Consider the following 25424-nt stretch of genomic DNA (forward strand, 5'->3'; position numbering starts at 1 on the left):
TTTAATCCGATTTCTAGACTTACAGGTCAAAAATAGTTATTTGTTTATATTTCTCCAAAAGGGTCCACCTCCGGTTGATAGTTTTCAAAATGAAATATTCTTCATGAACTGGAGGGAACCCTTCTTGTTAAGAGGTAAAAACCCCTAATTTTTCAATAGATTTGGGGTTTTGCAATAACCTATAAATAGAAAAAATCTAACTCACCAAAAGGAGGGATTGCATTGAACGAAGTTATCAACGCCATAAAAACCCGAAGGAGTATAAGGCGTTTTAAGCCCGAACAGGTAAGGGATGAGGAAATAGAGGCCATTATAGAAGCGGCAATCCATGCTCCCAGCGGCCACAACGAGCAGCCCTGGCATTTTACCGTCATTCAGAATAAAAATCTCATCGACCATTTCAGCAATGTAACAAAAAAGGCCATGGCGGAATCGGAAGTTCCATGGATAGCCGCCATGGGAAACAATGAGAAATTGCATCTTTTTTACAACGCGCCAACCATAATAGTGGTCTCCGGCAAAAAAGGTTCTTATTCACCTCTTATCGATTGCAGCGCCGCCACTCAAAACATGCTGCTCGCAGCCCACAGCCTGGGACTCGGAGCGTGCTGGATTGGCTTAATAAATTTGATATTTAAGATGGAAGAAGAGGTGAAAAAACTCTCGCTGCCAGAAGGTTATGAGCCTTATTTTGCAGTAGCCTTGGGTTACCCAGACCTGGAAAAACCGCCGCGTCCCATAGAAAGGAAAAAGGATGTAGTAAATTACATAAAGTGATAAAAAATCCACCCCCAAACTTTGTCAGTTTGAGGGTGGATTTTTTTCTTAATAATTTTCGTACATATTTCCTAATATCTTTAAAATTTCTTCTCTTTCCAGTTGCCGCGGAACAAAACTGTAGCAAGGATCTTTAAATACCATATCAACTGTGCTCAATAAATCTTCTTTAGATATCCCAAGCTCTCTAAGCGGCCTTATTCCTAATTCCCTCATGAACCTTCTTATGGCTTGGGCTACCTTTTCGCCAATTTCTTCGCCACTTTCCCTTCCTGAAAAATCAAGGCCCATAGCTTCGCCCACGATCTTTACCCTAGATGCATCCACCGTAGCGGCGTATTTCATTACTTCAGGTAGGGCCAGAGCGCACGCCTCGCCATGAACTACATGAAATTTCGCACCTATGGTGTGAGCTATGGCATGTCCTAAGTGTACTAAGGCATCGTTAAAGGCTATACCTGCAAAATTGCTGGCAAGAAGCATATTTGCTCTTGCTTCGATGTTGACACCATCTTCGGCAGCAACCGGCAAATACTTAATTATTTTATTAATAGCATCAAAGGCAAGAAGCTGCGATTTAGGATTAGGCAGTTTTGCCGTAATAGCTTCGGCTGCATGGGAAAATGCGTCCATCCCCGTATGGACGGTGGCATCCTTTGGCAAGTTTATCGTTGCTTCGGGATCTAATATTCCAAGGGAAGCTACTCCAAAGACAGAGTTTTTAACATTATTTACAGTATCTGTTATTACAGCAACTCCTGTGCTTTCGCTTCCGGTACCGGCTGTCGTCACTACCATCACAACAGGAACGCCGGGTTTAAAAAAGGGATTCCCAAAATACTGGTTTATAGGAGGTGGATTATTTATAAGAATATTTATGCCTTTCGCCGCATCCATTACACTTCCTCCACCTACTGCTACTATCCCGTCAACTTTCTGCTCTCTTGCCACTTCTCCGCCTTTATTGACTACATAATCCGGAGGGTCAGGTAATATTTCATCAAACTCTACGAAACTTATTCCAGCATTACTTAGACTCTTTTTGCACTTTTCGTAAATATCAAGTTTTGACACAGTTCTATCTGATACAAGGAGCACTTTGGAGCATCCAAATTTTTTGACTTCTTCGCCCAAAAGATTTACAGTTCCTCTTCCGTAAATGATTGGACACAATTGGGCGTATCTCGAATAGGATAACAACATCTAGGATTCCCCCTTTTTAGCTTCATTGATATTTTACAAATTATACGCTGCTAAAAAGCCAGCCTCTACAGCATTTCTTATTTTCCCTGCTTTTTCCGCATCTCCCAGTATAAAGACCTTTTCAAAACTGCTTTTTATCTCTTCAACCAAGTTCTTATTCGGTGTCCTCCCAAGAGACAGCACCACGTAATCAAAGTTGTAAACGACTTTTCCTTGAGTTTTAGTGTTCTCAAAAACCACTTCGTTTCCATTTATCGCAACAAGTTTATGGTTTGGATTTAGCTTCACATCATAAGCTTGCAGGTGGCCCAACACGTCTATTAAATTCTGGAAAAATAAACCGGGACCGATTTCATCTAGCATTTCAAATAAACTGACCTCATTTCCTTTTTCAGCAAGGTAATGAGCAGTTTCAAGCCCTGTCATTCCAGATCCAACTACTGCTACTTTTTTACCGGATATATATACTTTCTCAGCCAGTATGTCTTCTGCTGTGAATACGTTTTCGCTTCCGATGCCGGGAATCGTTTTAGGTACTATGGGCTCTGAACCTTGAGCCACAAACACCGCATAGGGGTTAAGTGCCTTTAATTCATCAACCGTCGGCATCGCATTAAATCTTACCTCTATATTCTCCTTTTCAATCTGAGACTTATAATAATCAATGAGCCAATTTATTTTCTCCTTTTTGGGAGGCTTGCTTGCAAGGTTTAACTGTCCGCCTATTTTATCAGTCCTTTCAAAAATTACCGGCCTGAACTTCCGTTTTGCCAGTATTCTTGCTGCCTCAAGCCCCGCAGGCCCCGCGCCTATTATAGCTACAATCCTACCTTCCCCATTTTCCTTAAATTGATTTAACTCCCATTCGCGGCCACTTTGAATGTTTATGCTGCACTGACAGGTCATTCCCGTTATATCGGCACCTATTAATGTTTCCATACAATAAAGGCAAGATATGCACTTCCTTATTTCATTCACTCTTCCTTCCATTGCTTTGTTTGCCCATTCAGGATCTGCAAAATGCTGTCTTGCGGAACCCGCAAAGTCGATCTTGCCTTCCCTTATCATCCTGTCTGCAAATTCGGGGTCCCTTATCACTGAAACTCCTATCACCGGGATGTCCACAGCTTTCTTTATCGTTTCAGCAAGATATATCTTCCATCCCTGCTCGTAAGAAGCCGGTTCCCAGGACACATTCATTGTTTCATAGATACCGCAACTTATATCCAGTGCATCCACGCCAAGCTCCTCAAGCCTCTTTGATATTTTTACCCCATCTTCTAGATGAAGCCCTTCATTTGGAAGCCCAACCTTTTCCAAAAATTCATCGACCGTCAATCTTACAAGAAGTGGAAAATCTTTTCCGCACTTTTCTCTAATGCCAACTACTATTTCTTCTAAAAACCTCATCCTGTTTTCAAAACTCCCGCCGTACTTGTCTGTCCTTTTATTTGTATACGGGCTTAAAAACTGGTTTATTAAATATCCGTGCGCTCCATGGACTTCAACACCGTCAAATCCGGCTTTCTTTATTCGAACTGCAGCATCTACAAATTTTTTTACCATTTCCTCGACTTCTTCCGTACTCATCGCCCTCACGGGTTGATGCACGACTTTGCATTCTACCTCGCTCGGTGCCGCCATCGGCTCATTTCCGTTTATCGCAGAAATTCCTTGCCTTCCCGGATGATAAATCTGAGCCACGATCTTCGTACCGTATTTGTGCACCTCATCGGCCAGAGCTCTAAGACCGGGTATAAATTTATCGTCAAACACACACATCTGTCTGGTATTACCTTTGCCTCTCTCATCCACAACCATACATTCGGTGATAATGAGCCCTACTCCACCTTTTGCCCTAGCCGCGTAAAATTGGATGTCTCTTTCCGAAATGGTTCCGTCGGAATTCGCGAGGGCGTTTCCCATAGCTGTAAAGACGACCCTGTTTTTTGTTTCCATAGTCCCTATTTTGCCGTGAGAAAACAAGCTTTCAAACATACCTTTCCCTCCCATTTGTTAATGTTATAACTATCCCATTTCAATATATATTTTACCCAACATAAAACTCCTTGCCTAACATAAAGCAGTTGTATTAGCTACAATTTTTTTTTGACCGTAAAGATATCCTTTCAAAGGCCTTGATACCTTTAGATCCATATTGTAATATTTCAGTAGTAGACCAAGAAGCGAGAGTGATGAAATGGAAATTGATATGACTTCTCTTAAATATTTCGTGCTTATATGCAAAAATAAGAGCTTTTCTAAAACTGCAGAGGAACTTTTTATAACTCAACAGGCTTTAAGTAAGCGCATCCAAAAGCTAGAGAAGCAGTTAGGAACACAGCTTTTTGAACGTACGCCCAGAGGCGTCACTCTTACGGAAGCGGGGAGGTACGTTCTTTCGAGGGCAGAACTTCTTGTCAAAACCTATGAGGAATTCGTTTCCGATGTAAAAAGTAAAATAGACAAAGAAAAAACAACGATAAAAATAGGGTTTGCCCCAGGCACCCTCCAAATTTTAGGGGTCAGGGCAATAATTGAATTCGAGCAAAAAAACCGGGATATTCACATTGAAATAGCAGAATTTTCCGATATAGACTGTGAAGCAAATGTATTAAACGGAACTCTAGATCTAGCTTTGACCGTAAAACCTAAAGACCTGAGCAATTTTATTTATCATCATCTCATAAGGGAAAAATTAATCGTTATAGTCAATAAAGCCAACCCTCTTTCAGATAAAAAGAGTGTAAGATTTGAGGACCTTAAAAACGAAAAACTGATACTGTTGAGCGATACTTTTCGGATCCAACCAGTCATCCTTGAACATTTTGAGAAAGCTGGCTTTGCTCCTAAGGTCTACTTTAAATCAAGTCACGATTTGAAGGTCGCTTACGATTTTGTGGAATTGAACCAAGGCATTTTTATATTTGTAGATAAACTTACGCATCCCCACATAGAAGAATATAAAAATATTAAGATAATCCCCATCGATGATCCTACAGCTTACTGGGATGCCGGATTTATACTAAAAAAAGGGACAAAGATCAGCAAAGCTGCGAAAAAGTTTATAGACTACTTTATAGAAAAATACAAAAACAAGTCATAATTTTGCCGGCAAAGCAATTTGAACCTTTTGAATCAAAATAGCGAGACTTTTTTCCTTTATTGCTAAAAATGACATAATTAGATATAATTAGTGGAAAATGCCAATTTTATATAGGAGGTAATGTCGTGAAGTGGCTGAAGTTTTCAGAAAGATTAGGAAAACTCAATTTTCTATCATCTGCATTTAGATCATTTTCTATATCCAAAAAAACTAAGCATAGCCTCAAGACCCGCCTAGTAGTATATCTAATTATTATGGCACTGCTGCCCCTTATAGTTTTAAGCGGTATAATAAATCTTTTCATTAAAAGTTCAATGGAAAGCGAGGTCAAAGAAAAGACCAGCCTCATAGTAAGTTCGTTGAACGACAATATAGATATTTTTATAAACGAAAATAAAAACTTGGTATCTTTTCTTGCGAGTACCAATATCGTCCGCTCTATGGAAAGATATGCCATAGAAACATTCATTTACGATATGCTTTCCCGGTATCCGCAGATTAGCAGGGTTTTTATCGCCGATACCCAGGGAAACGTTTTCGGCATACCTTATTCCAGTTTATCAGAAGAAACAAACGTCTTAAGCGAAAGTTGGTATACAGGGGCCATTAATCAAAAGGACGTATATATTACCAAGACAAGATTAGACCCTGCTTCAGGGTCGATGATTATATCCATGTCTTCACCTATATTCTCAGATAAAGGGGAAATTAAAGGAGTTTTATCAGCAGATATATCACTCGTATCCTTAACTTCTATAATTTCAAAGTTAAAAGTTGGCACATCAGGTTATGCTTTTATAACAGACAGTGACGGCAACGTAATAGGCCATAAGGATTATAAAATAGTAAGGTCTAGAGAAAACTACATGAAGTACGATTTTGTAAAGCAAGCCCTATCGGGTAAAATAGGCTTCATAACTTTCTCGGAAAACGGAAATAAAATATTCGTAGCTTATGGTTCGCAACCCGCCACCGGATGGGGAATTTTCGTAAGCCAACCAGTATCCGAAGCGTATTCCAATATCTACAAGGTGACCAGAGTCTTCACTTTGATCGGCCTTTTTACTGTCATAATAAGTGTTGCCGCGGGATTATATATTGGCAGCAGGATTTCATCACCTATACTCAAAATGGTGACGGTTTCTAGTCAGGTATCCACGGGCGACTTAACGGAAACCATAGATATAAGAGATTCATCGGAAATAGGATTTTTAGCCTCCTCATTCAATTCTATGATTACGGGTCTAAAAAATCTTGTTATTGAAATCAAAAAGACCGCAGAAGAACTTTCAACGGCAACAAAAAGCCAGGCCGAATACGCAGAAAACAGCAAAAAAGCCGCCGAACAGATTTCTACCGCCATGGAACAAATAGCAGCAGGCGCATCGGATCAATCGCAAAAATTGAGCGAAATATCCGATGTAATAAATGACCTTGTTATATCAAACGGCAAAATTGATGATAACGCCCGTTCCACAGCGCAAGCTGCGGAGGAAATGCTCAAACGTGCTAAAAACGGACAAGTCAAGATGAACGAAGCTAATTCCAGTATGGATTCTATAAAATACTCAGTAGACCAGTCTAAAAATATAATCGTTGACTTGGACGCAAGTGTAAAAGAAATAGGAAAGATATCAGATATCATAAAAGACATAGTAGAACAGACAAATCTACTCGCACTAAATGCCTCAATCGAAGCTGCAAGGGCGGGCGAATCGGGGCGGGGATTTGCTGTGGTAGCCCAGGAGATAAGGAAACTCGCCGAAAAATCAGGCCAAGCCGCAAAGCAAATTTCGGACATAGTAAGGCAAATCCAGGAAAATAGCCAAATAGCCGTGGAATCCATGGGTAAAAGCTCAAGAGAAGTAGAAAGCGGAACTCAGATAATAGCCGATGCCAATGAAACATTTAACAGGCTCATTTCCGACATAGAAGCCACTGCAACGGCTGCAAGGCAGATTTCGGAAGAAATAAGTACCCAGTACATAAATATCGAAAGGATCGTCAACAAAATAACCGACATAACTTCTGTATCCCAAGAAACGGCTGCTGCAAGCGAAGAAGTCACTGCATCCACACAGGAACAGACAGCGGCCATGGAAAATATAGCATTTTTTGCAAGGAAACTTGCTGAATTGGCGGAAAACCTATCTTCAGCAGTAAGCAAATTCAAGGTTTAGAAAAAGGCAAGCGGCGCAATTTTCGTTGCGCCGCTTATTTTATTTGTATAAAAAAATAATCTCGTGAAAAAAATATCCTTGAAAATGAGAAAACATCAGGAGGGATACCAAACTGATAACAGAGGCCATGATACTCGTCGAAAGAGAATTGATGCGCATAATATCACAGTGCAAAGAACCTTTGAGCACTATACTTAAAAATATGTTTACCGGTGGAAAACGATTAAGGCCTAAGCTTGTTCTTCTCTCAGGTCTTTGCTTTTCACCGGTAAATCTGGACATGATTTATTCCGCAGTAGCCACCGAACTAATTCACACTGCTTCACTCATCCACGACGATGTAATAGACGAATCCTGCTTCCGGAGAAACCAACCAACTATAAATTACATACATGGAAACCATATTGCGGTTCTTGCCGGAGACTATGCTTTTGCAAAGGCTTTTGAGGTCCTTTCCGTCCACAACCTGCACCGCTGCAAAGACTATTTTGTCGCAGCAATCCAGGAAATGTGTCACGGTGAAGTTATGCAGGCTGTGGATAATCTATCCATTGATGAAAAATATTATTTTAAAATCATAGAAAAAAAGACCGCCTCTCTCATCTCGGCATGCTGCAAAGCCGGAGCGGTTTGCGGAAAAGCTAGTGAAAAAGATGTAGAAAAAATGGGCCTTTATGGCCTTTACCTGGGCTGTGCTTTCCAGATTGTCGACGACCTTCTGGACGTGATAGGGGATGAGGTGGAAGTCGGAAAACCGGTGGGCCATGATTTGGAGGAGGGCAAGGTATCACTTCCCTACATATATTTCTTGCGAGAAAGTCCGCTGGGCTCGAAATACCATCCATTTTTAAACGACAGATACCGCCTTTTAAAAGTAAAATCCCAGCTCATTTCTGATTTAAAAAAATCCGAAGCCGTAAATATCTCTTATGCAAAAGCTGAAGAGTTTTCCAAGAAGGCAAGGGATATATTGAGCGAATTACCCGAGTCGGTATATAAAAAACTCCTTGTCGAGCTTTCTTTTGAAGTTGTCAAAAGGAAAAAATAATCTTAAATCCTTTTTTTCTTTCTCAGCCAGCAACAAAAGCCATGCATCATCCTGGTGTTTTTACCGCAATAGTCCAAAAGCTCTTCCGTGACCAAACTGCGCTCGCCGTAAAAAGCTTTGGGGTCCGAAAGGTACATGGCCATAAGGCCGTCCACTACAGTGGAATGGAAAAATGGATATCTTAATTTAGTCGCTTCGTTTTGGGAATTTTTGTAAAATACTTTAAGTCTTTCGAGACAATTTGTCAGATTCGCGTAATAACTTACGAAATTGAGATCGCCGTTTGCTTCATCCTCATCTAAATCTATGTAATAGTCCAGCAGTATGTGCAAACCGCATATCCATGGAAAGTAAGAATGGAATATCTCCCAAGCTTCAAGCCCCTCCAAATCAGGGTTCATCGCTGCAGCGACCAGCATAAAAATCCCCAACGTAGACCCAGCGGCTGCGGCAAATTCCCACCCGTTTATCTCCGGAAAGTACCCGAGATAATTTTCATACCATCCAGTCATACGGCATTCCCTTACCTCCGGCACAAGATGCTTGTAGGTCTGCAGCTCCGAATAAAGCCTGGCTAGAAATAATATTTTTTCCCTTACGATGGCATAAGACGGTAAATCGGAAATGAACGCCTTGCATTCTGCCACCAGCAATCTCAGATAACCGCCATCATTCTTATAAGGATAGCGCTCGTAATAATCGCTAAACACTTCCCCCGGCATGAGGGCGTCGGTCATCGCCAGGTGAAGCCTTTTAAAAGCTTCTTCATCTTCTACCTTGGCTCTGTCGCACAAATTGTCAAGGTAATCGCTGATGGTCTGATAAGACACAATAAAGCGCACCATATCCCTTTGAGGCACACCAGGATATAGAGCATATACGCTGCCTCCTTGACAATGAAATTTCTTTTTCTTTATGCTTTCAACCGCCTGTGTTTTAAGCACGGGGGCCGGGATTTTCTCTGCCATACGCATGTACCTTTTCAATTCCGCTTCAACCTGCGGAAACACCTTATTTACAAATCTATGCAGAATTCCAATCCGGTAAAAGCTTTGCTTTAGCACGGCAGAACCTCCGAAAAATCTATTTTTTTCTCCTACTATTATTTGCCAATAACAGCTTTTATATTAATCCATCAACACGACATAAAAACGCACCTCAAATTCAATAATATTAATTGTAAGTCGAAGGAAAGACGGGAGTGAGTCTATGACAATAAAAAAAGCGATTTTAATTGTTACGTTTTTTTTCATTTTATTGCAGACTCAATGTTTTGCCTTAACCATCGACGGCAATAATTTTCCTAAAACTGCCGTCATGATAGTTTTAGACCGGATTGACCTCGAAGACCTCGCAGGAGATTACCCAAACCTGAAAAACCTCATTTCCGGGGCTGCCGTAGGCCTCATGAATACAAGACCGGGCGGAAACTACGACCCCGCCGGCTGTTATCTTTCTATCGGAGCCGGCACAAAGGCTCATACTGGAGGTAAAGGCAAAAATGCACTGATGGCCTTCGAAAAGTATGAATTCACCGAAGCAGCCACCGCGTATAAATTGTACACGGGGCGCCCGGTGCCAGACAGCGCCATTATTCAGCTTGATATAGCACGAATTATCGAAGAAAGCAAAAGGCAAAACTACGAGGTAAAACCCGGCCTTTTGGGGGAAATTTTAAAAAATAACGGCATACCGGTCGCCGTCCTCGGAAATGCCGATACCGACTATGAAAAAAATAGAATGGCAGCCCTTATTGCTATGGACTCAAACGGGATAGTTCATTCCGGTTATGTAGCCGGGGATATAAACACACAAGATGAAAGCAGTCCCTTCTTTTTAAAAACTGATTACGATAAACTATATAGGAAATTTATGGAACTTAAGAAAAAAGGGGGCTTCATCGTAATACACCTGGGAGATACCGTAAGAGCTAATGACATCGTCAATTTTGTAACCACTGAATTATACGAAAATTACAGGGTTAAAGCTCTAAAAGATTGCGACGAATTCATCGGGAAGATAGTTGATAATTTGGACACCAGAAGGGACCTGTTGCTGGTAGTAACACCCTTCCCATCTTTTAACGGATACAGGGAGAAAAAACTGCTCACGCCTTTTATAGCTATCGGCCCTAATTTGAATCGGGGTCTTGCCATATCTTCCACAACGCGACGAGCCGGTATAATAGCCAACGTGGACATAGCACCGACCGTACTTTCCTTTTTTCAAATTCCGGTGCCTGTTGAAATGTTGGGCCATCCCATCGAAAGCGTATACTTTACCAATGCATACGACCATCTTCTGAAATTAAGCGAAAAAGCAACCCTTACATACACCTATAGGCCGTATTTTATAAAATCCTACGTCGCCATGCAAATATTGGTTTCGCTGACTTTCCTGCTTTTTATCTATTATAGAAAAAATTATCTCGTTTTTATAAGACCTTTTTTACTAGCCAGCATGTCGCTGCCTCTGACGTTCCTGATACTCGCGCTGATTCCTGGAGAAAATATATTTTACATGTTTTTTTGGACCATCATAATTACCATAGCAGCAGTGATAATTGCATCGAAAGCAAAAAGCACCGCCGGTGCCGTTTCCCTTATTAGTTTATCAACTGCCTTGGCAATAGTCGCCGACCTGTTAACCGGCGGAAAACTTTTAGGAAGTTCAGTTCTGGGACATGACCCGATTGCGGGAGCCCGCTATTACGGGCTGGGGAACGAATATATGGGCGTTCTAGTCGGCTCAACCGTAGTAGGTGTTACAACCGTATTCGACAATCTTAAAATAAACCGGCGACTCCTGACAGCTATGAGTATTTTAATTTTCAGCATTTCCTTTTACCTTATTTCTTCACCTTCTTTTGGAAGCAACGTCGGCGGCGCTATTACCGCCTGCGGCGCTTATTTGACGACCTTGATTTTACTTTCCGGTTCAAAACTTAATTTTAGGACTTTTGTAAGTATCCTCGCCATTATCGCATTTTTTACTTTGCTTTTGTTCTTGTTTTCTGTTATCTCAGGTCCGCCCAGCCACATAAGCCAGACGGTGGACCTTATAAGAGAAGGCGGAATGAAACCCGCTGTTTCGATAGTAATAAGGAAAGTTTCCATGAATTACAGGCTTTTCAAATACACCCCCTGGACCCGAGCCTTGGTCACGACCATAGTGGCTCTCATTTCCCTTTCCTTCAAGCCGCCCAACACTATGAAAAAGATATTTAAAAAGCAATCCAATTTTTATGCCGGTTTTACGGGAACCAGCATAGGCTCCATCCTTGCCCTCATATTCAACGATTCGGGCATCGTAGCTTCGGGAACAATGGCCATTTTTTTCGGCCTCCCCGTCCTGCTATTTATAGCCGATGAGAATATTAACGATAAAAGCGAAATGTACCTCAAAGGGTGAATCAGCGTGAAAAAAATTAAACTGCTGGAAGTCGTCCGCGACGCCGAAGGAGGCATGAAGCGCCATTTTGTTAATTTTTTATTGAGCTTTCCTCAGCGTTATGATATTATATTCGCAGCATGATACTCAAAAAAGTAACATTCAGGGAGGACAATTATGTCGGATACTATCAGGTTTGGAATATCTATGAGCCAGGAGTTGCTAGATAAATTCGACAGGTTGATACAAAAAAAAGGTTATACCAGCCGTTCGGAAGCTCTAAGAGATTTAGTGAGAAACGCTCTTATCGAAGATATGTGGGAAAATGAAAGTGGAACCCTTGCCGGCACTATCACGATTATCTACGAGCATGACGCCCACGGGATTACCGATACTCTCACCCACATACAGCACGGTTTCCACCATTTAATTATATCCACAGTCCATGTGCATTTTGACGAAAAAAACTGCCTTGAAGTACTTATAGTAAAGGGCAAGGCGCAGGATATAAAAAAGCTCTATGAAAAGGTCTCTTCCCCGAAAGGCGTAAAACATTCGAAGTTGTCCGTTACCGCAATAATTTAACCGATGGCAAATCTATAATTTTTTACTGTTTTTTTGGACATAAAGCATTTAAAGGAGGATGATTTATGCAAAATTAGGAGCAAGTATACCTGTAGAAACGAAAAACCGGCTTTAATTGCCGGTCTTTTCATGCAGCATTATCCATCTTTCTAGTCATTAGCTCCCTCAAAATTTCCAAAGCCATTTCAATCTGCAAATCATACTGTTCTTCGTCAACACTCATTGCCTGCTTTACCTCTATGTCGGGGGATATGCCGCTTTTATTTATATCGACTCCCCCGGGAGTAACATATCTTCCTACTGTTATCTTAATGCCGCCAAAGGGGCCCAGGTCGACAATTTGCTGGACGGTAGCCTTGCCGAAAGTCCTCTCACCTATTAGTATCCCCGATTTTCTGTCCTTTATGGCCCCGGCAACTATTTCAGAAGCGCTGGCCGAACCGCCATTTACAAGTACCACCAGCTTAAAAGGCAAAGGCCCCGATTCGGAATTGTATACTATGGTTCTGCCGTTTTTAAAAACCACCTTTACAATCGGTCCTTGGGGAACAAAATATTCTGCCACTTTCACGGCCTGCTGAAGAATTCCGCCGGGATTATTTCTTAAATCCAGGATGATTCCCTGTACTTTGTTTTTTTCAAAAAAATCCAGTGCCTTTTTTACGTTTACCGCTGTATTCTCGTTAAACTCGCTAATCTTTATGTATCCTATGTCCTTTTCCAAAATCCTAAAAACTACGGGATTTATCGTAATTATTTCCCGGGTCATAACAAATTTCAACATTTTACCTTCTCTTTGAACACCTACGCTCACTTTAGTCCCCACAGCACCTCTCAAGCGAGATGCTATTTCCGAAATTCTTAAGTTTCTCACGTCCTTTCCATCAATCTCCACTATCCTATCCCCAGGCATCATACCGGCTTTGGCAGCGGGGGAATTATCAATTACCGAAACTACGGTGGCAAAATTATCTCTCGATGTTATCACTATCCCTATGCCGCCGAAACTCCCCTTAGCTTCTGTCTGAAAATCTTTTAATTCTTCCGGAGTTAAATATTCAGTATACGGATCACCCAGCGATTCCACCATCCCCCGAATGGCCCCCTGGATTAATTTCACATTGTCCACTTCGCCGGCGAAATTGTTGTTGATGAAGTCAACAATACTCATTATAAGTTCTGCCTCGGCAGAGCTTTCCTGAAGAGCGGCTTTAGCCGACAGCACAGGCAAAGAAGTAAGTAAAATAATCAAAACAAGTAAAAATGCTCTGCATCTTTTCTTATTCATATCTCATTCCTCCATCATACAATTTTCTCACATTATACCTGTTCTTAATATGGAAATCAACAATCCCAACCCCAACAAACCGGCAAGGACAAACCCCAATATTCCCATTAGAGGCATCCCTCCGACGATAGGACCTATCCCAGCTCGGACAACCAGCGATGAACCAATTATCAGCGATGCCACTATCATGCTGAATACAAGCCTGTTGGCCATTCTGTTGAGCTCGAATGCAAATTTTTCAAGGCCGTTGTACTCAAAATCAATTTTTATACTATCTCTCTTCACTTTATTATAAATTTCATCAATCAGGTCGGGCAAAATGGCAGAGGATCGCATAATATTTGTTATATTTTTCCTGATTTCCTTTGTAAAATACTTTGGATTATATCTTTCCCTAATAAATTGCTTTACAAAGGGCTTTGCCGCTTTTATAAAATCGAACTCTGGATAAAGCTGTCTTCCGATACCATCAATGGTCAATATGGCTTTGCAAAGCAGCGCAAATTTCGAAGGTATTTTTATACCATGTCTTCCGGCGGTAAGGAAAATTTCGTTGATGAGTTCCGGCATATTTATTTCCTTCAAGGTTTTACCGTAATACCGGTCAAGAATATCTTGCACGTCGAGCATTAATTCCTCAAAATTGCCACACTTCTCAGAAGCCCCGATCTCCAGGAGGAGATTCACGATTCTCTCCTCATCTTTACTTATGACTCCCAGCATTATTTCAGCCATCTTTCTCATTGTGTTGCGGTCTATCCTGCCCACCATTCCGAAGTCGATAAACGCTATACTGCCGTCTGGCCGCACCAATATATTGCCGGGATGAGGATCTGCATGGAAAAATCCGTGCACGAAAATCTGCTTCAGTATTGCCCTTGCACCGTTTTCCGCTATTTTCTTTTTAGAAATTCCTGTTTTTGAAATCTTTTCTATCTGGTCAACCCTGACACCTTCCACATATTCAATGGTTAAAACCTTTCTCGTAGTGTATTCCCAAAATACTTTCGGCACGTAAACGCTTATGTCACCTTCGAAATTTCGTCTGAACTTTTCTACGTTCCATGCTTCTTTTGTAAAGTCAAGTTCTTTCTGTATGGCCCTGGCAAATTCCGATACCAGACTTACCGGATCGTATAAGCGGCTTTCGGGTATATGTTTCTCGGCAAGCTTTGCCAGGTTATGCAGGATATCCAGGTCCGCCCTGATTATCCTTTCTATACCCGGTCTTTGTACCTTTACCACCACCTCCTGCTCTCCCTTTAATATAGCCCTGTGGACCTGAGCTATCGAGGCGGCGGCGAAGGGATGAGGGTCAAAAAAAGAATACACCTCTTCTATGGCCTTTCCCAATTCCTTTTCAACCTGCCTCTTTATTCTTTCGAAACCGACTCCGGGGATTCTGTCGTGCAGCTTTTTTAGTTCTTCTATGTAATCCTGAGGAACTAAATCGGGTCTTGTCGCCAGGATCTGACCGAACTTGATGAAAGTCGGCCCCAATTCTTCCAGCATCAATCTCACTCTTTCCGGAGCAGTCAATCTCCCGAGCTCTCGGTACTTTTCTCTTTTAATCAAGCGAACGAGTCCCACCTTTTCCACCAGGAATCCGAAACCGTACTTGACTATTACGTTTATTATTTCTCTGTACCTTTTCGCGTGAAGATAAGTGGTATTGAGCTGACTGAGCCGCAAGAGAAAAACCTCCTCGATCATCCTTCAGCTTTTATGTTACCACCGCTTACTGGAAAATGCAATTTATCCCGTTAAATCTTACAAAAAAAATCACCCTTAAAATCAGGGTGAGACATCTTGAGTTCTGGTTTCGGACAGAATGAAAATGACGTACCTGATGAATACGTAAATAACCATCGCTATAGCCCATAACTCCAGCAACCTGACAAAGTACAAAAACTGCGGATATAACTTAAAAGTTTTTGTCAAAAAATTAAACGCACCCTTCAAGGCAACGGCTGTTATCACAAAGGGAAATGTAAGAGCCGAATAGCTTGGATAAAACTTTAATCTCATTATCCCGGGGATATACATAATTGCTAAAAAAAACATGGATAATGAAAGCAAGCTCAGGAAAACGATCAAATTCAAACTTTTATCTTGAAACGAACTAAGATAACCCGCAAGACATAAACTAGCCGGTGCCGAAAGTATGGCAATCGTCGGAAATGCCGGTTCCGGCAGTCTTTTTATAACCAAAACTCTATACAATATCAACGGAAGCAAAATCAAGTAAGCAATAAATCCGAACCAGAACAAGAACCGTCCAAGGCTGACAAAGCCAAACGTTGGGGAAGTTACGCTTTCCGCAAACAATCCCAACATAAACTACAAAATAGCTAGGGAAAACTTTTTCTATTTTAAAGTTCAAAATGTACTTTTTGGTGAAAAAATACATCACTATAAGGTGCAGGCATAAACCCGAAAACCACAATAAATATGCTGCTTCGTAAAGGTAATCTTTTATATAATTTGCTAAGATTATTATCCCCATGGAAAAAGTAGGCATCACACCTGCAACCGCGAGGTTCTCAAAACTTTCTAGCACCGACTTCGGCACCATTATTATTTTTGCAACAACTAAAACGAGAATAACTGCCGACAGAAACCCGAAAATATTTTTATATACACTACCGTACTGCGACAACAAGTTTCCCGCTGCAGCTACACCGAGCATGAGGCCGGATATCGGAATAGGTACACTTTTAACTATCCTGTCCATTGTTCTCACCGGCGTTAAATTTAATTAAAGGCCTCATTAATTCTAGGAGCAATTTGGGGATCTTCGAGCAGCTTTTCAGCTATCCATGCCGCAACTTCACCCGTTATTTTTACGCAATGCGCCTTCCTTTCGGGGCTGGAAAATTCGTAATCTTTGACGAGGACGCGACAGCAGGTGCTTTTATACATATTTTTGATATGGTCGTGTAGAGCCGCGGACATTTGAAACATTTTCTCATTCATGGTTTCGCCGTGTTTTCTACCGTAAGCCATCCCCAGAGCCATAGCGCCGCCGCTGACCGCACCGCAAAGGCATCCAGATTTTCCAAGTCCTATCGGAAATCCCGATGCCATTTTTACCACTTCTTCAGGAAAGGGCCAGCCGAGCAGCTCATTGATTGTGTGAACCACCGCCTCCGAACAAAAAAATTCTCCTCGGGCAAAATAACCCTCGGCTTTCTTGCGTACCGATTCAACTATAAGATTTTTTTCCACGATAGTTCCCCCTACCACAAAAGGTATTTCCAGTTGATGATTATACTAGAATAACTGTCGCAAGGGAAATTAATCATTTCTATCTCATATTAAAAAACTATTGCCTTAATCAATAAAAAAGTTCCGGGAATTCTCCCGGAACATGTCATTTATCTACAATCATAATTTATATATGCGAAAAAATCCATTTTAGGTCGTCAAATAACGATTTTTAAAACATTTCTTCATGAAAAGCCGCCGAGTACGAAGCCAAAATGGAATTCCCGAAGGCAAAATAAGCTATCCGAATCGCCTCTCTTATCTCTTCATCCGTCACTCCCATGCTCCTCAACTGCCTTGCTATGTTCGCTACCCCCTGGGTTGCTCCATGAGCAGCATCCACGGCTAGTGCAATCAAGAGCTTCGTCTTCTGGTCCAGTGCCCCTTCTCCCATGGCCAAAGAATATACGTCTTCAATGGCCTTCCCAAAATCAGGGTCGTTTTTCCTTACCGGCTCAAGAAAAGGCGGTAACGGCATATGTCCCCTCCCCATTAAATGGTTTGTTCTAATATTATATCACAACACCTTTTAAAATAGTTTTGGATCTTAGATTCTTTATTTTTTTATTTATCAAACCTAACCATCATATAATCATCGTAATGGGAAAACCCAAGCCTTTCATAAGCTTTTACAGCGGGAATATTATGTTTTTTTACCATAAGTACCGGTTTTTTACCCCTTTTTATAATCCTTTTACAAAGTTCTGTTACCATTGTTTTACATATTCCTTTGTTTCTGTATTTTTCCCTTGTATATACCCCGCCGATTTGGTTTACCAAATCCGTTGACACCTGAATATATGCCTGCCCTACGATTTCATCATTGTAGATTGCAAATATGTAATCCTCTTCTTTTGACCTTTCCTTAAAAGTTTTTATTTTTTCTTCAATACTTACCTCCGTATCAAATCCCTTTTTTGAAGCTTCTACAGCAAAGGTCGCAGCTTCTTCTAAAGGAAGTTCATAAAAATCCATGATTTTTATTTTCGAATTTTCATAGGGTGTTAATTTTTCATTAACTTGAAAGCTATCTTCATCGCATAATTTTATTTTTTTCACATCTTTAATTTTGTCAAATAAAGGCGATATTACTTTTTTCATTCCCAGCAAAAACTCCAGATTGTATTTTATTATCAGTTCCGAAAAAGCCTCAATACATTCCTCATCTTCATAATGCGGTGTCGAACTTCCTAAGTTGTAGAAGGGAATAATGCCTACCAGCCTGCCGTTTTTAAAGTAACCGTAGTAATCCCCGCATCTTCTTATATTTCTATCATTTTCAATGCTGAAATTAGAAATATTTCCCTGGATAAAGGTGGTTTCAAAGGGGTATTTTTTTATGTACTCCGTCATAATTTCTCTATCTTTTTCGGTTAATAATTTAAGCAAGCAAGACTACCCCCCTAAATTACAGTACAATTTAACGACCAGGTAATGCCGAAAGAAAAGGTCCGGATTATTCAGAAGGAGCCTGGAACTTTTGCCTATCGAATTCCTTCAACACAAATTTTGAAACGGCCATAACACCCAACGGGTCACCGGTAACGTTAAGCATTGTATTGAACATATCAATAACAACATAAATGCCCGCTATCCACCCTACAGGGTCTAAAGGTAGTCCCAATGTCTGAAGTGTTAAGGCAGCAATCATAATACCGCCACCTGGAACTCCTGCACAAGCTGCTGCCCCAAAGACTCCCATCATCAATGCAACAGCAATGTGAGCTACAGTTAAATGTGCTCCATTCATTTGTGCGACCCAAACAGCATATATTGGCATTTCTGCAGCCACTGCCTGCATGTTAATGGTAGCAGCAAGGGGTATTATAACATCCGCTGCATCACTTGGAACTCCTAAAGTCTTTGTCACTCTTAGAGTAATAGGTAATGTAGCCGAGCTGCTCTGCGTGACAAAGGCCGTTAGCATAGCAGGGTATACCTTTTTCCAAAATATTATTGGATTTACCTTCAAGAACAGCAACATAAATAAGGGATGAATAACTAATAGAATTGCAAGATATGCTACCCATTGAGTAAATACCATCTTCCCAAGAGACGCCAACCCTATTGTACCTACTGTACCTACTAAGTTTGCCATTAATGCAAAGACACCAACCGGCGCATACCACAGTATAATGTCTACAATTTTATATATCAATGCTTGCAATGATTCAAACATTTTCTTGAGAAAATTGTATTCTTCAGGAGCAATGTTACCCAGGAAAGCAACAGCAAACCCCGTCAACAATGCCATAATTATAATCTGCATAGTATTAAGTTCTAAAAATGCCTTAATTGGGTTACTCGGTATGAAACTAAGCAATACCTGAGCTGCAGATACTTTTGCTAATTCGATTTCCTTTGCTCCCAATTGAACACCCATACCGGGTTTAATCATATTGGCTATTGTATAACCTACAATTGCTGCAATAAGACCAAGAATAAACCAATAGACTATGAAACCGGCAAATATTTTCCCGAGTCTCTTAAAGCTTTGAACCGTAGTCACTGCTGTAGCTATAGATACAAAAATCAACGGGCCCACAATAAATTTCAAAAGTGCTATCAAAACATCACCAAATGGCTTTAGGGCTGATACATTTGGCCCAACTACCCATCCTACAATAGTACCTATAATAACCGCTATAAGAGAATATAACGGTCTTTTACCAAGCTTTAAGGTCCGTTCCACTCCCATATTTCACGCCCCCTATCTCGATATTTTTTTGTTAGCCAAATAAAACTCTTAAAATTTTAGCTTTTCTTTGATTTTGCTGTTTTCACTGCTTAACTTAGATTTTTTAGACAAAACAAGACCCCTTCTGACAACTTACTTAAAAGTTTCCTCTCACCTCCCTTGTACAGTTTAGAATCATGCTCGGGAAAGGGCAGTGCCTCAATAACATAAAGGAAATGGTTTTTTAAAATTTGTTGTTATGGCCCAACGCCCACATAAGCTTAGCGGTAATTGCTTTTGTGGTCATGTCATTTGTTATTTTTAAATTACTACAAAAAAAACTAATTTCCTTCTTGAATATTTTTTATTTTTCCTTTTTTTATTTTCTTTCATATAATCGTTGCGAATTCTTTATGGTTTACTTCTTTCTCTTAATATATCAAACGGATTAACGCCACGCACTCGACGTGATGGGTGAATGGAAACATGTCTACGGGCTGCACCAGTTCGGTTTTATAGCCCCTGTCTTCCAGGAAACGCAGGTCCCTGGCAAGTGTGGCCGGGTTGCACGAGACGTACACCATCCTGGAAGGATTCATCTTGACAGCAGCCTCGAGCAGCCCTTCTTCACACCCCCTTCTCGGAGGGTCCATAACTATAACATCGGCCCTAACACCCTGCTTCAGTAGCCGGAACATTACTTCTTCCGATGCTCCCTCTATGAATTCCACATTCTCGATTCCGTTTAACCGCGCGTTTTTTAGGGCATCTTTTACCGCATCGGGGACTAATTCTATGCCGTAAACCTTCTTTGCCTTTTTTGCCAAAAAAAGTGTTATGGTGCCTATACCACAGTAGGCATCGATAACCGTCTCTTGGCCGGTAAGGGCCGAGTATTCTAAAGCTTTGCTATAAAGCACCTCCACCTGCACCGGATTTACCTGGAAAAAGGAGTTAGGAGAAAGGGTGAATTTAATTTCACCTATAAAATCTATTATATAGGTTTTTCCATATACCAGTATATTTTCTTCGCCCAAAATCACATTTGTCTTCTTCGTGTTTATGTTCAAATAAATGCTTGTAAGTCCCTCTACATTTTTCTCCAAAGCGTCTACAAGCTCTTTTAAACGAGGAATTTCTTTTCCATTAATTACTAGTACAACCATAACTTCACCGGTCTTTGCCCCAATCCTTGTTACTACGTGCCTTAAAAGACCTTCGTGCTTTATCTCATCGTAAACTGGTATTTGATATTTTTCCACCCATTCTCCGACCAGGTCCGCCACTTGCCAGCTCAAATCATGCTGTATCAGACAGCTTCTTATCGGCACGAGTTCATGGCTCCTTTTCTTGTAAAATCCAAGTACAGCCCGGCCATCCTTTTTCCCCACCGGATATTGGGCCTTATTTCTGTATTTAAATGGAATGTCCATTCCTATAGTTTCGAGCACCGTAGTATGTATATGCCCTATCCTTTCCAAATTGTCCTTGACTTTTTGAGTCTTGAAATCAAGCTGTCCTTTGTATGAAAGGTGCTGCAGCGAGCAGCCGCCGCATTTTTCCGAATAAGGACAGGGCGGTTCAACCCTTTCGGGCGACGGCACAATAATCTTTTCCACCCGGGAAATGGCGTAATTTTTAGATACCTTCTCTATCCTCGCAAGAACCTTCTCGCCTTTTAAAGCTCCTTCGACAAAGACTGCAAGGCCATTAACTCTCCCTACTCCCTGTCCTTCATGAGCCATTCCTGTTATTTCTATTTCAATTTTTTGCCCTATTTGAAGCATAACTTCACCGCCAAAGCTTAATTTTCTCATTTCGACGAGGGACCCTTGATTTTTAAACCTCTAAAATCGTTCTGCCTTAACGCTTCATAAAGCACTATGGCCACGGAATTTGAAAGGTTCAATGACCTTGCTTCTTCCAGCATGGGTATCCTTACGCATCTTTCCCAGTTGGCTTTTAAGAGTTCCAAAGGAAGGCCCGCCGTTTCCTTTCCGAAAACAAGATAAGTGCCCGGCTCGTAGTGCACATCGGCATAACATTTTTCCGCTTTTGTCGTGAGAAAGTAAGCCGATATACCGGGGTTTTTCTCCTCAAACTCCCTATAATTTTCGTAGTACCTCACATCCACCAGATGCCAGTAATCAAGCCCCGCTCTTTTGAGGTACTTGTCTTCCAAGGAAAAGCCAAGGGGACCTACAAGATGGAGCACCGATCCGGTCGCCGCGCAGGTGCGAGCGATATTTCCGGTATTTTGAGGTATTTCCGGTTCTACCAAGACAATATGAAACATTTATACCGCCTCTTTTATATTTTGTAGAAAAACCTTTTCCTTTTTTCGAAATAGCATAGATTTTTAAAACCAAAAGACCTTACATATTCCAAAGCTTTATCGAAATCCCTTCCCACATCTTCAGGTCTGTGGGCATCGGAGTTTACGATTATGGGGATTTCGTGTTTTTTGAGTTGCAACATTATGTCCGGCGTTGGGTAAATCTCTCCCACCGGCTTCCTGAGACCAGCAGTGCTTACTTCTGCGCAAACTTTCGCCGTTTTCATAGCTTTTGCTACTTTTTCATATACTGGAGAAAGGTCCTCTTCGGTTTTATGGCCGAAAACTTTTATTACATCAATATGGGCAATTATATCAAAAATCCCTGAAGATACCGCGCTTGTCAGCACCTCGAAGTACTCGATATAGGTCTTATAAATGTCCCTTGATTCCCATTCTCTCATAAAATCCGGATTGTCAAATCCAAAGTCACCCAGCCAGTGAACCGCTCCGATTACGTAGTCAAAGGGGTAAAACGAAACAAAATATTTTATTTCATCTTCCCATTCTGGAATATAGTCCACTTCAACGCCGAGCTTTACCGGAAAACCCTGCTTTTTTGCATCTTCTAGCAATTTTATGTACTCCTCCACATCTTCAGTTGCCCTTTCTTCGTGCCATCTTCCCCTCGGTCCGTCACTTCTCCAAAGATGCTTTGCCTGGTAAAACCTGTAGCAGTGTTCCGAAAAACCGATTTCCTTTACAGACCTTTTTTTACCCTCTTCTAAAAATTTTTTCACCCATTCGATAGTGTAAGGTCCTTGTTCCAGGTGAACGTGGTAATCTCCAAGTACCGTCATTTCCCTTCACTTTGCCCCTTTCGGTAGTTTTTTTGTGATATTTTTATTATAGCATACTTTGCATCCTAAAAAGATAAGCCCGTGGCAAAAGTTACTTTATTCAAAATATAAAAAAGACCGTCGACTTGTTTGTCGACAGTCTACAGCCATTTTTCTTTACTTATCTCCTTGCTTGAGCTGCTTTGGGAAAACCGAAAGCTATTGCTGCCAGGGCGAATATTCCAAGGAAGTAAGGATAATAAAGATAAGGTATAATCTCTACCGGCGACAGTTTCGCTATGCTTCCTGCCAAGAGAAGCTGGGCTCCGTAAGGGATGATGCCCTGCCATACGCACGAAAATATGTCGAGCAAGCTCGCGCTCCTCCTCGGATCGACGCCGTTTTCTTCGGCCAATTTCTTCGCCATCGGGCCCGTAATTACGATCGCAACGGTGTTGTTGGCCGTACAAATGTCCGCAACCGATACCAGGGCACTTATGCCCAGTTCCGCTCCTTTGCGGCTCTTGATTTTTCGGCTAATCACATTTAAGAGGTAATCAATGCCTCCTGCTTCAGCAATCATCGCTGCAAGGCCACCTATCAAGAGCGAGAGGATGAATATCTCCTGCATGGACCCAAAGCCCTCGTACACTTTTTTGGTAAAATCAAGCAAAGTAAAGCTTCCATCGGCAAGGCCTATTGCACCAGCCAAAACAATTCCTATCAAAAGCACGAGAAACACGTTAAGTCCCATCAATGCCAGCACAAGCACGAAAATATACGGCAGTATTTTTACAAAATTGTACTCCAATCCTTGAGGTATATTTCCCGTTGTACCAGAAAGCGCAAGTATTGCTATCGACAGCAGTGCTGCAGGTAATGCTATTTTGAAATTCATTATGAATTTGTCCTTCATCTCGCAACCCTGAGTACGGGTGGCGGCTATGGTGGTATCCGAAATCATTGAAAGGTTGTCGCCAAACATGGCGCCGCCCACCACAGTGCCCACAGCTACCGGCAAAGGTATCTGAGCTTTTATAGCCATATCGACGGCAATCGGACCTATAGCAGCTATCGTTCCCATGGACGTCCCCATAGCCGTGGAAACAAAAGCAGCTATTAAAAATAATCCGGGCAGTATCATATTAGGCGGAATCACCGACAGCCCGAAGTTGACAGTGGAGTCGACTCCTCCCATCGCTTTAGCTACCGTGGAAAAAGCCCCGGCAAGCAGGTAAATCATACACATTATTACGATGTTTGAATCTCCTACGCCTTTAATAAAGCTTTCCATCTTTTTATCCAAAGAACCCTTGAAGATGACAAATGCAACGACAATACCAGCCATAGCCGCTACCGGAGAAGGAATTTGGTAAAAGGCAAATTCAACGCCCTTGCTATTGAAATAAAGGCCGCTTCCCAAAAAAATTGCAAGGAATATCAAAAGAGGCAAAAGCGATATCGGCTTTTCCTTTTTCTTCATCTACATCTCCTTTCTATTTCGAAAAATTAAGCTTGCAAGCTTTCTTGAACCCGCCTTAAAGCCTGGTCCAAGTCCGCAATAATATCCTCCACATCCTCAATACCAACTGAAAGCCTCACAAGGCCATCTGTAATACCAGCTTTCAACCTTTCCTCTCTCGGCACTGGAGAATGCGTCATTGAAGCCGGATGCTGAATCAAAGAATCCACGCATCCCAAACTCACCGCAAGGGTTATCAATTTAACGCTGTTCATTAAAACCTTGCCTGCCTCTATTCCGCCTTTGAGTTCGAAACTTATCATTCCACCGAACCCATCCATCTGCCTTTTGGCCAGCTCATGCTGCGGGTGGGAAGGAAGCCCTGGGTAGTATACCTTTTCTATCATCGGATGGTTCTCCAAATATTCCGCCACCTTCTGAGCATTCTGGCAGTGACGGTCCATCCTGAGGCCCAGAGTCTTTATCCCCCTCAAAAGGAGCCATGCATCAAAGGGGCTGATTACTCCCCCGATATCCTTAAGATACGGCATCTTCATTTCGGTTATCAAATCCTTCGGTCCGACGATTATACCCGCAATTACATCTCCGTGGCCGCCTATATACTTGGTGGCGCTGTGGACCACAATGTCAACCCCGTGCTCGATGGGCCTTTGCAAGTATGGCGTCATAAAGGTGTTGTCGACGACCACCCTCGCACCCGCCCGGTGGGCTATTTCCGCCGTCTCCTTGAGGTCCACCAGCTTCAATGTGGGGTTGGCCGGAGTTTCCACATATACCACTTTGGTGTTGGGCTTAATGGCTTTTTCGAGATTCGAAAGGTCAGAAAGGTCAGTAAACGTAACTTCTATCCCGTATTTGGGAGCTATATGGCTCAAAAAGCTGTGGGTGCACCCGTAAAGGGTGTCGTTTGCTACTATGTGTTCCCCCTGCTTTAACAGGGTAAAGAGCACCGTAGAAATAGCTGCCATGCCGGAAGCAGTGGCTATAGCTGCCTCACCGCCTTCCAAAATCGCCATTTTTTCTTCCAGCTCAGTAACGGTGGGATTGCCTAGCCTGGTGTAAATATAACCTCCTTCTTCACCGGCGAAGCGCCTCGCACCCTGGTCGACATTTTCAAAAACGAAGGTCGAAGTTTGGTAAATCGGCGTAACATGGGCCCCGGTCACCGCGTCATGCTTTTGTCCGGCGTGAATGGCCTTTGTGTTAAAACCCATAAAAAACTCCCTCCCGAGTGATTTTCTACACAAAACTCTCTCGCAAAAACCGTACCAACGTTTCCGAGGCCTGATTTAGGCCTTTTCGGTAA

22 protein-coding genes are annotated in these 25424 nt (G+C 41.8%); 6 read left to right on the top strand and 16 right to left on the bottom strand.

Annotated elements, in window-relative coordinates; all coding sequences use genetic code 11:
* Positions 1-222 precede the first annotated feature (222 nt).
* Positions 223-777, top strand: a complete 555-nt coding sequence (locus BUB66_RS04140) for a nitroreductase family protein (protein WP_073255110.1) — start codon at positions 223-225, stop codon at positions 775-777.
* Positions 778-825: 48 nt separating this feature from the next.
* Here BUB66_RS04140 and BUB66_RS04145 read toward each other — a convergent pair whose 3' ends face one another.
* Both BUB66_RS04145 and BUB66_RS04150 read right to left on the bottom strand, forming a co-directional pair.
* On the bottom strand, positions 826-1980 hold the full coding sequence (locus BUB66_RS04145) for an iron-containing alcohol dehydrogenase (protein WP_073255114.1): 1155 nt from the start codon (positions 1978-1980) through the stop codon (positions 826-828).
* A 33-nt stretch (positions 1981-2013) separates the two neighbouring features.
* The gene (locus tag BUB66_RS04150; RefSeq protein WP_073255117.1) at positions 2014-3978 is read right to left on the bottom strand and encodes an NAD(P)/FAD-dependent oxidoreductase; all 1965 of its coding nucleotides are present in this window, start codon (positions 3976-3978) and stop codon (positions 2014-2016) included.
* Between the two features lie 202 nt (positions 3979-4180).
* On the opposite strand from BUB66_RS04150, the gene BUB66_RS04155 reads away from it, so the two are divergent.
* The 3 genes from BUB66_RS04155 to BUB66_RS04165 all read left to right on the top strand — a co-directional run bounded on the left by BUB66_RS04155 (position 4181) and on the right by BUB66_RS04165 (position 8314).
* Positions 4181-5086 carry a LysR family transcriptional regulator gene (locus BUB66_RS04155; protein ID WP_084098757.1) on the top strand — a complete coding sequence of 302 codons (906 nt, stop codon included), beginning with the start codon at positions 4181-4183 and terminating at the stop codon, positions 5084-5086.
* Between the two features lie 125 nt (positions 5087-5211).
* Positions 5212-7266 (top strand): methyl-accepting chemotaxis protein, encoded by a 2055-nt coding sequence (locus BUB66_RS04160; protein WP_084098760.1) that lies wholly within the window; start codon positions 5212-5214, stop codon positions 7264-7266.
* Between the two features lie 127 nt (positions 7267-7393).
* On the top strand, positions 7394-8314 hold the full coding sequence (locus BUB66_RS04165) for a polyprenyl synthetase family protein (protein WP_084098763.1): 921 nt from the start codon (positions 7394-7396) through the stop codon (positions 8312-8314).
* Between the two features lie 2 nt (positions 8315-8316).
* On the opposite strand, the gene BUB66_RS04170 is transcribed toward BUB66_RS04165, so the two are convergent.
* Positions 8317-9378, bottom strand: coding sequence for a tetraprenyl-beta-curcumene synthase family protein (locus tag BUB66_RS04170; protein ID WP_073255124.1), 1062 nt, complete (start codon positions 9376-9378; stop codon positions 8317-8319).
* A gap of 145 nt (positions 9379-9523) precedes the next feature.
* Between BUB66_RS04170 and BUB66_RS04175 the strand changes: the two genes are divergently transcribed.
* Both BUB66_RS04175 and nikR read left to right on the top strand, forming a co-directional pair.
* Positions 9524-11725 carry an alkaline phosphatase family protein gene (locus tag BUB66_RS04175; protein ID WP_073255127.1) on the top strand — a complete coding sequence of 734 codons (2202 nt, stop codon included), beginning with the start codon at positions 9524-9526 and terminating at the stop codon, positions 11723-11725.
* Positions 11726-11881: 156 nt separating this feature from the next.
* A complete protein-coding gene (gene nikR / locus BUB66_RS04180; protein WP_073255130.1) occupies positions 11882-12289 on the top strand; it encodes a nickel-responsive transcriptional regulator NikR in 408 nt (135 codons plus the stop codon).
* A gap of 127 nt (positions 12290-12416) precedes the next feature.
* Here nikR and BUB66_RS04185 read toward each other — a convergent pair whose 3' ends face one another.
* From BUB66_RS04185 to megL, 13 genes are all read right to left on the bottom strand, one after another.
* Positions 12417-13577, bottom strand: coding sequence for a S41 family peptidase (locus BUB66_RS04185; protein WP_073255133.1), 1161 nt, complete (start codon positions 13575-13577; stop codon positions 12417-12419).
* Positions 13578-13604: 27 nt separating this feature from the next.
* On the bottom strand, positions 13605-15269 hold the full coding sequence (gene ubiB, locus BUB66_RS04190) for a 2-polyprenylphenol 6-hydroxylase (protein ID WP_084098766.1): 1665 nt from the start codon (positions 15267-15269) through the stop codon (positions 13605-13607).
* 102 nt (positions 15270-15371) lie between these two features.
* Positions 15372-15821 (bottom strand): TDT family transporter, encoded by a 450-nt coding sequence (locus BUB66_RS12615; protein WP_198409361.1) that lies wholly within the window; start codon positions 15819-15821, stop codon positions 15372-15374.
* Positions 15793-16311, bottom strand: coding sequence for an SLAC1 family transporter (locus BUB66_RS12620; protein ID WP_198409353.1), 519 nt, complete (start codon positions 16309-16311; stop codon positions 15793-15795). Before BUB66_RS12620 ends, BUB66_RS12615 begins: the two co-directional genes overlap by 29 nt.
* A 20-nt stretch (positions 16312-16331) precedes the next feature.
* Positions 16332-16805, bottom strand: coding sequence for a C-GCAxxG-C-C family protein (locus BUB66_RS04200; protein WP_073255139.1), 474 nt, complete (start codon positions 16803-16805; stop codon positions 16332-16334).
* Between the two features lie 211 nt (positions 16806-17016).
* Entirely contained in the window at positions 17017-17322 is a 306-nt protein-coding gene (locus tag BUB66_RS04205) for a carboxymuconolactone decarboxylase family protein (protein WP_073255142.1), read from the bottom strand.
* An 86-nt stretch (positions 17323-17408) separates the two neighbouring features.
* Positions 17409-18233, bottom strand: a complete 825-nt coding sequence (locus BUB66_RS04210) for a GNAT family N-acetyltransferase (RefSeq protein ID WP_073255146.1) — start codon at positions 18231-18233, stop codon at positions 17409-17411.
* A gap of 67 nt (positions 18234-18300) precedes the next feature.
* Positions 18301-19542 carry a dicarboxylate/amino acid:cation symporter gene (locus tag BUB66_RS04215; RefSeq protein ID WP_073255150.1) on the bottom strand — a complete coding sequence of 414 codons (1242 nt, stop codon included), beginning with the start codon at positions 19540-19542 and terminating at the stop codon, positions 18301-18303.
* A 410-nt stretch (positions 19543-19952) separates the two neighbouring features.
* Positions 19953-21338, bottom strand: a complete 1386-nt coding sequence (rlmD, locus tag BUB66_RS04220) for a 23S rRNA (uracil(1939)-C(5))-methyltransferase RlmD (RefSeq protein ID WP_244269746.1) — start codon at positions 21336-21338, stop codon at positions 19953-19955.
* Positions 21335-21817 (bottom strand): tRNA (uridine(34)/cytosine(34)/5-carboxymethylaminomethyluridine(34)-2'-O)-methyltransferase TrmL, encoded by a 483-nt coding sequence (gene trmL / locus BUB66_RS04225; protein WP_073255153.1) that lies wholly within the window; start codon positions 21815-21817, stop codon positions 21335-21337. Before trmL ends, rlmD begins: the two co-directional genes overlap by 4 nt.
* Before the next feature lie 14 nt (positions 21818-21831).
* On the bottom strand, positions 21832-22656 hold the full coding sequence (locus tag BUB66_RS04230; protein ID WP_073255156.1) for a histidinol-phosphatase: 825 nt from the start codon (positions 22654-22656) through the stop codon (positions 21832-21834).
* A 160-nt stretch (positions 22657-22816) separates the two neighbouring features.
* Entirely contained in the window at positions 22817-24118 is a 1302-nt protein-coding gene (locus BUB66_RS04235; RefSeq protein WP_073255159.1) for a Na+/H+ antiporter NhaC family protein, read from the bottom strand.
* A gap of 26 nt (positions 24119-24144) precedes the next feature.
* Positions 24145-25332 (bottom strand): methionine gamma-lyase, encoded by a 1188-nt coding sequence (megL, locus tag BUB66_RS04240; protein WP_073255162.1) that lies wholly within the window; start codon positions 25330-25332, stop codon positions 24145-24147.
* Positions 25333-25424: the final 92 nt, after the last annotated feature.

Source organism: Caldanaerovirga acetigignens (assembly GCF_900142995.1).
Classification (GTDB): Bacteria; Bacillota; Thermosediminibacteria; order Thermosediminibacterales; family Thermosediminibacteraceae; genus Fervidicola; species Fervidicola acetigignens.

What these genes read in the sequence shown, in the direction of transcription:
- BUB66_RS04145 (WP_073255114.1), bottom strand. Translation starts at nt 1,980, where the DNA reads ATGTTGTTATCCTATTCGAGATACGCCCAATTGTGTCCAATCATTTAC.
- BUB66_RS04150 (WP_073255117.1), bottom strand. Translation starts at nt 3,978, where the DNA reads ATGTTTGAAAGCTTGTTTTCTCACGGCAAAATAGGGACTATGGAAACA.
- BUB66_RS04155 (WP_084098757.1), top strand. Translation starts at nt 4,181, where the DNA reads ATGGAAATTGATATGACTTCTCTTAAATATTTCGTGCTTATATGCAAA.
- BUB66_RS04165 (WP_084098763.1), top strand. Translation starts at nt 7,394, where the DNA reads ATGATACTCGTCGAAAGAGAATTGATGCGCATAATATCACAGTGCAAA.
- BUB66_RS04175 (WP_073255127.1), top strand. Translation starts at nt 9,524, where the DNA reads ATGACAATAAAAAAAGCGATTTTAATTGTTACGTTTTTTTTCATTTTA.
- nikR (WP_073255130.1), top strand. Translation starts at nt 11,882, where the DNA reads ATGTCGGATACTATCAGGTTTGGAATATCTATGAGCCAGGAGTTGCTA.
- BUB66_RS04185 (WP_073255133.1), bottom strand. Translation starts at nt 13,577, where the DNA reads ATGAATAAGAAAAGATGCAGAGCATTTTTACTTGTTTTGATTATTTTA.
- BUB66_RS12620 (WP_198409353.1), bottom strand. Translation starts at nt 16,311, where the DNA reads ATGGACAGGATAGTTAAAAGTGTACCTATTCCGATATCCGGCCTCATG.
- BUB66_RS04205 (WP_073255142.1), bottom strand. Translation starts at nt 17,322, where the DNA reads ATGCCGTTACCGCCTTTTCTTGAGCCGGTAAGGAAAAACGACCCTGAT.
- BUB66_RS04215 (WP_073255150.1), bottom strand. Translation starts at nt 19,542, where the DNA reads ATGGGAGTGGAACGGACCTTAAAGCTTGGTAAAAGACCGTTATATTCT.
- rlmD (WP_244269746.1), bottom strand. Translation starts at nt 21,338, where the DNA reads ATGAGAAAATTAAGCTTTGGCGGTGAAGTTATGCTTCAAATAGGGCAA.
- trmL (WP_073255153.1), bottom strand. Translation starts at nt 21,817, where the DNA reads ATGTTTCATATTGTCTTGGTAGAACCGGAAATACCTCAAAATACCGGA.
- BUB66_RS04230 (WP_073255156.1), bottom strand. Translation starts at nt 22,656, where the DNA reads ATGACGGTACTTGGAGATTACCACGTTCACCTGGAACAAGGACCTTAC.
- BUB66_RS04235 (WP_073255159.1), bottom strand. Translation starts at nt 24,118, where the DNA reads ATGAAGAAAAAGGAAAAGCCGATATCGCTTTTGCCTCTTTTGATATTC.
- megL (WP_073255162.1), bottom strand. Translation starts at nt 25,332, where the DNA reads ATGGGTTTTAACACAAAGGCCATTCACGCCGGACAAAAGCATGACGCG.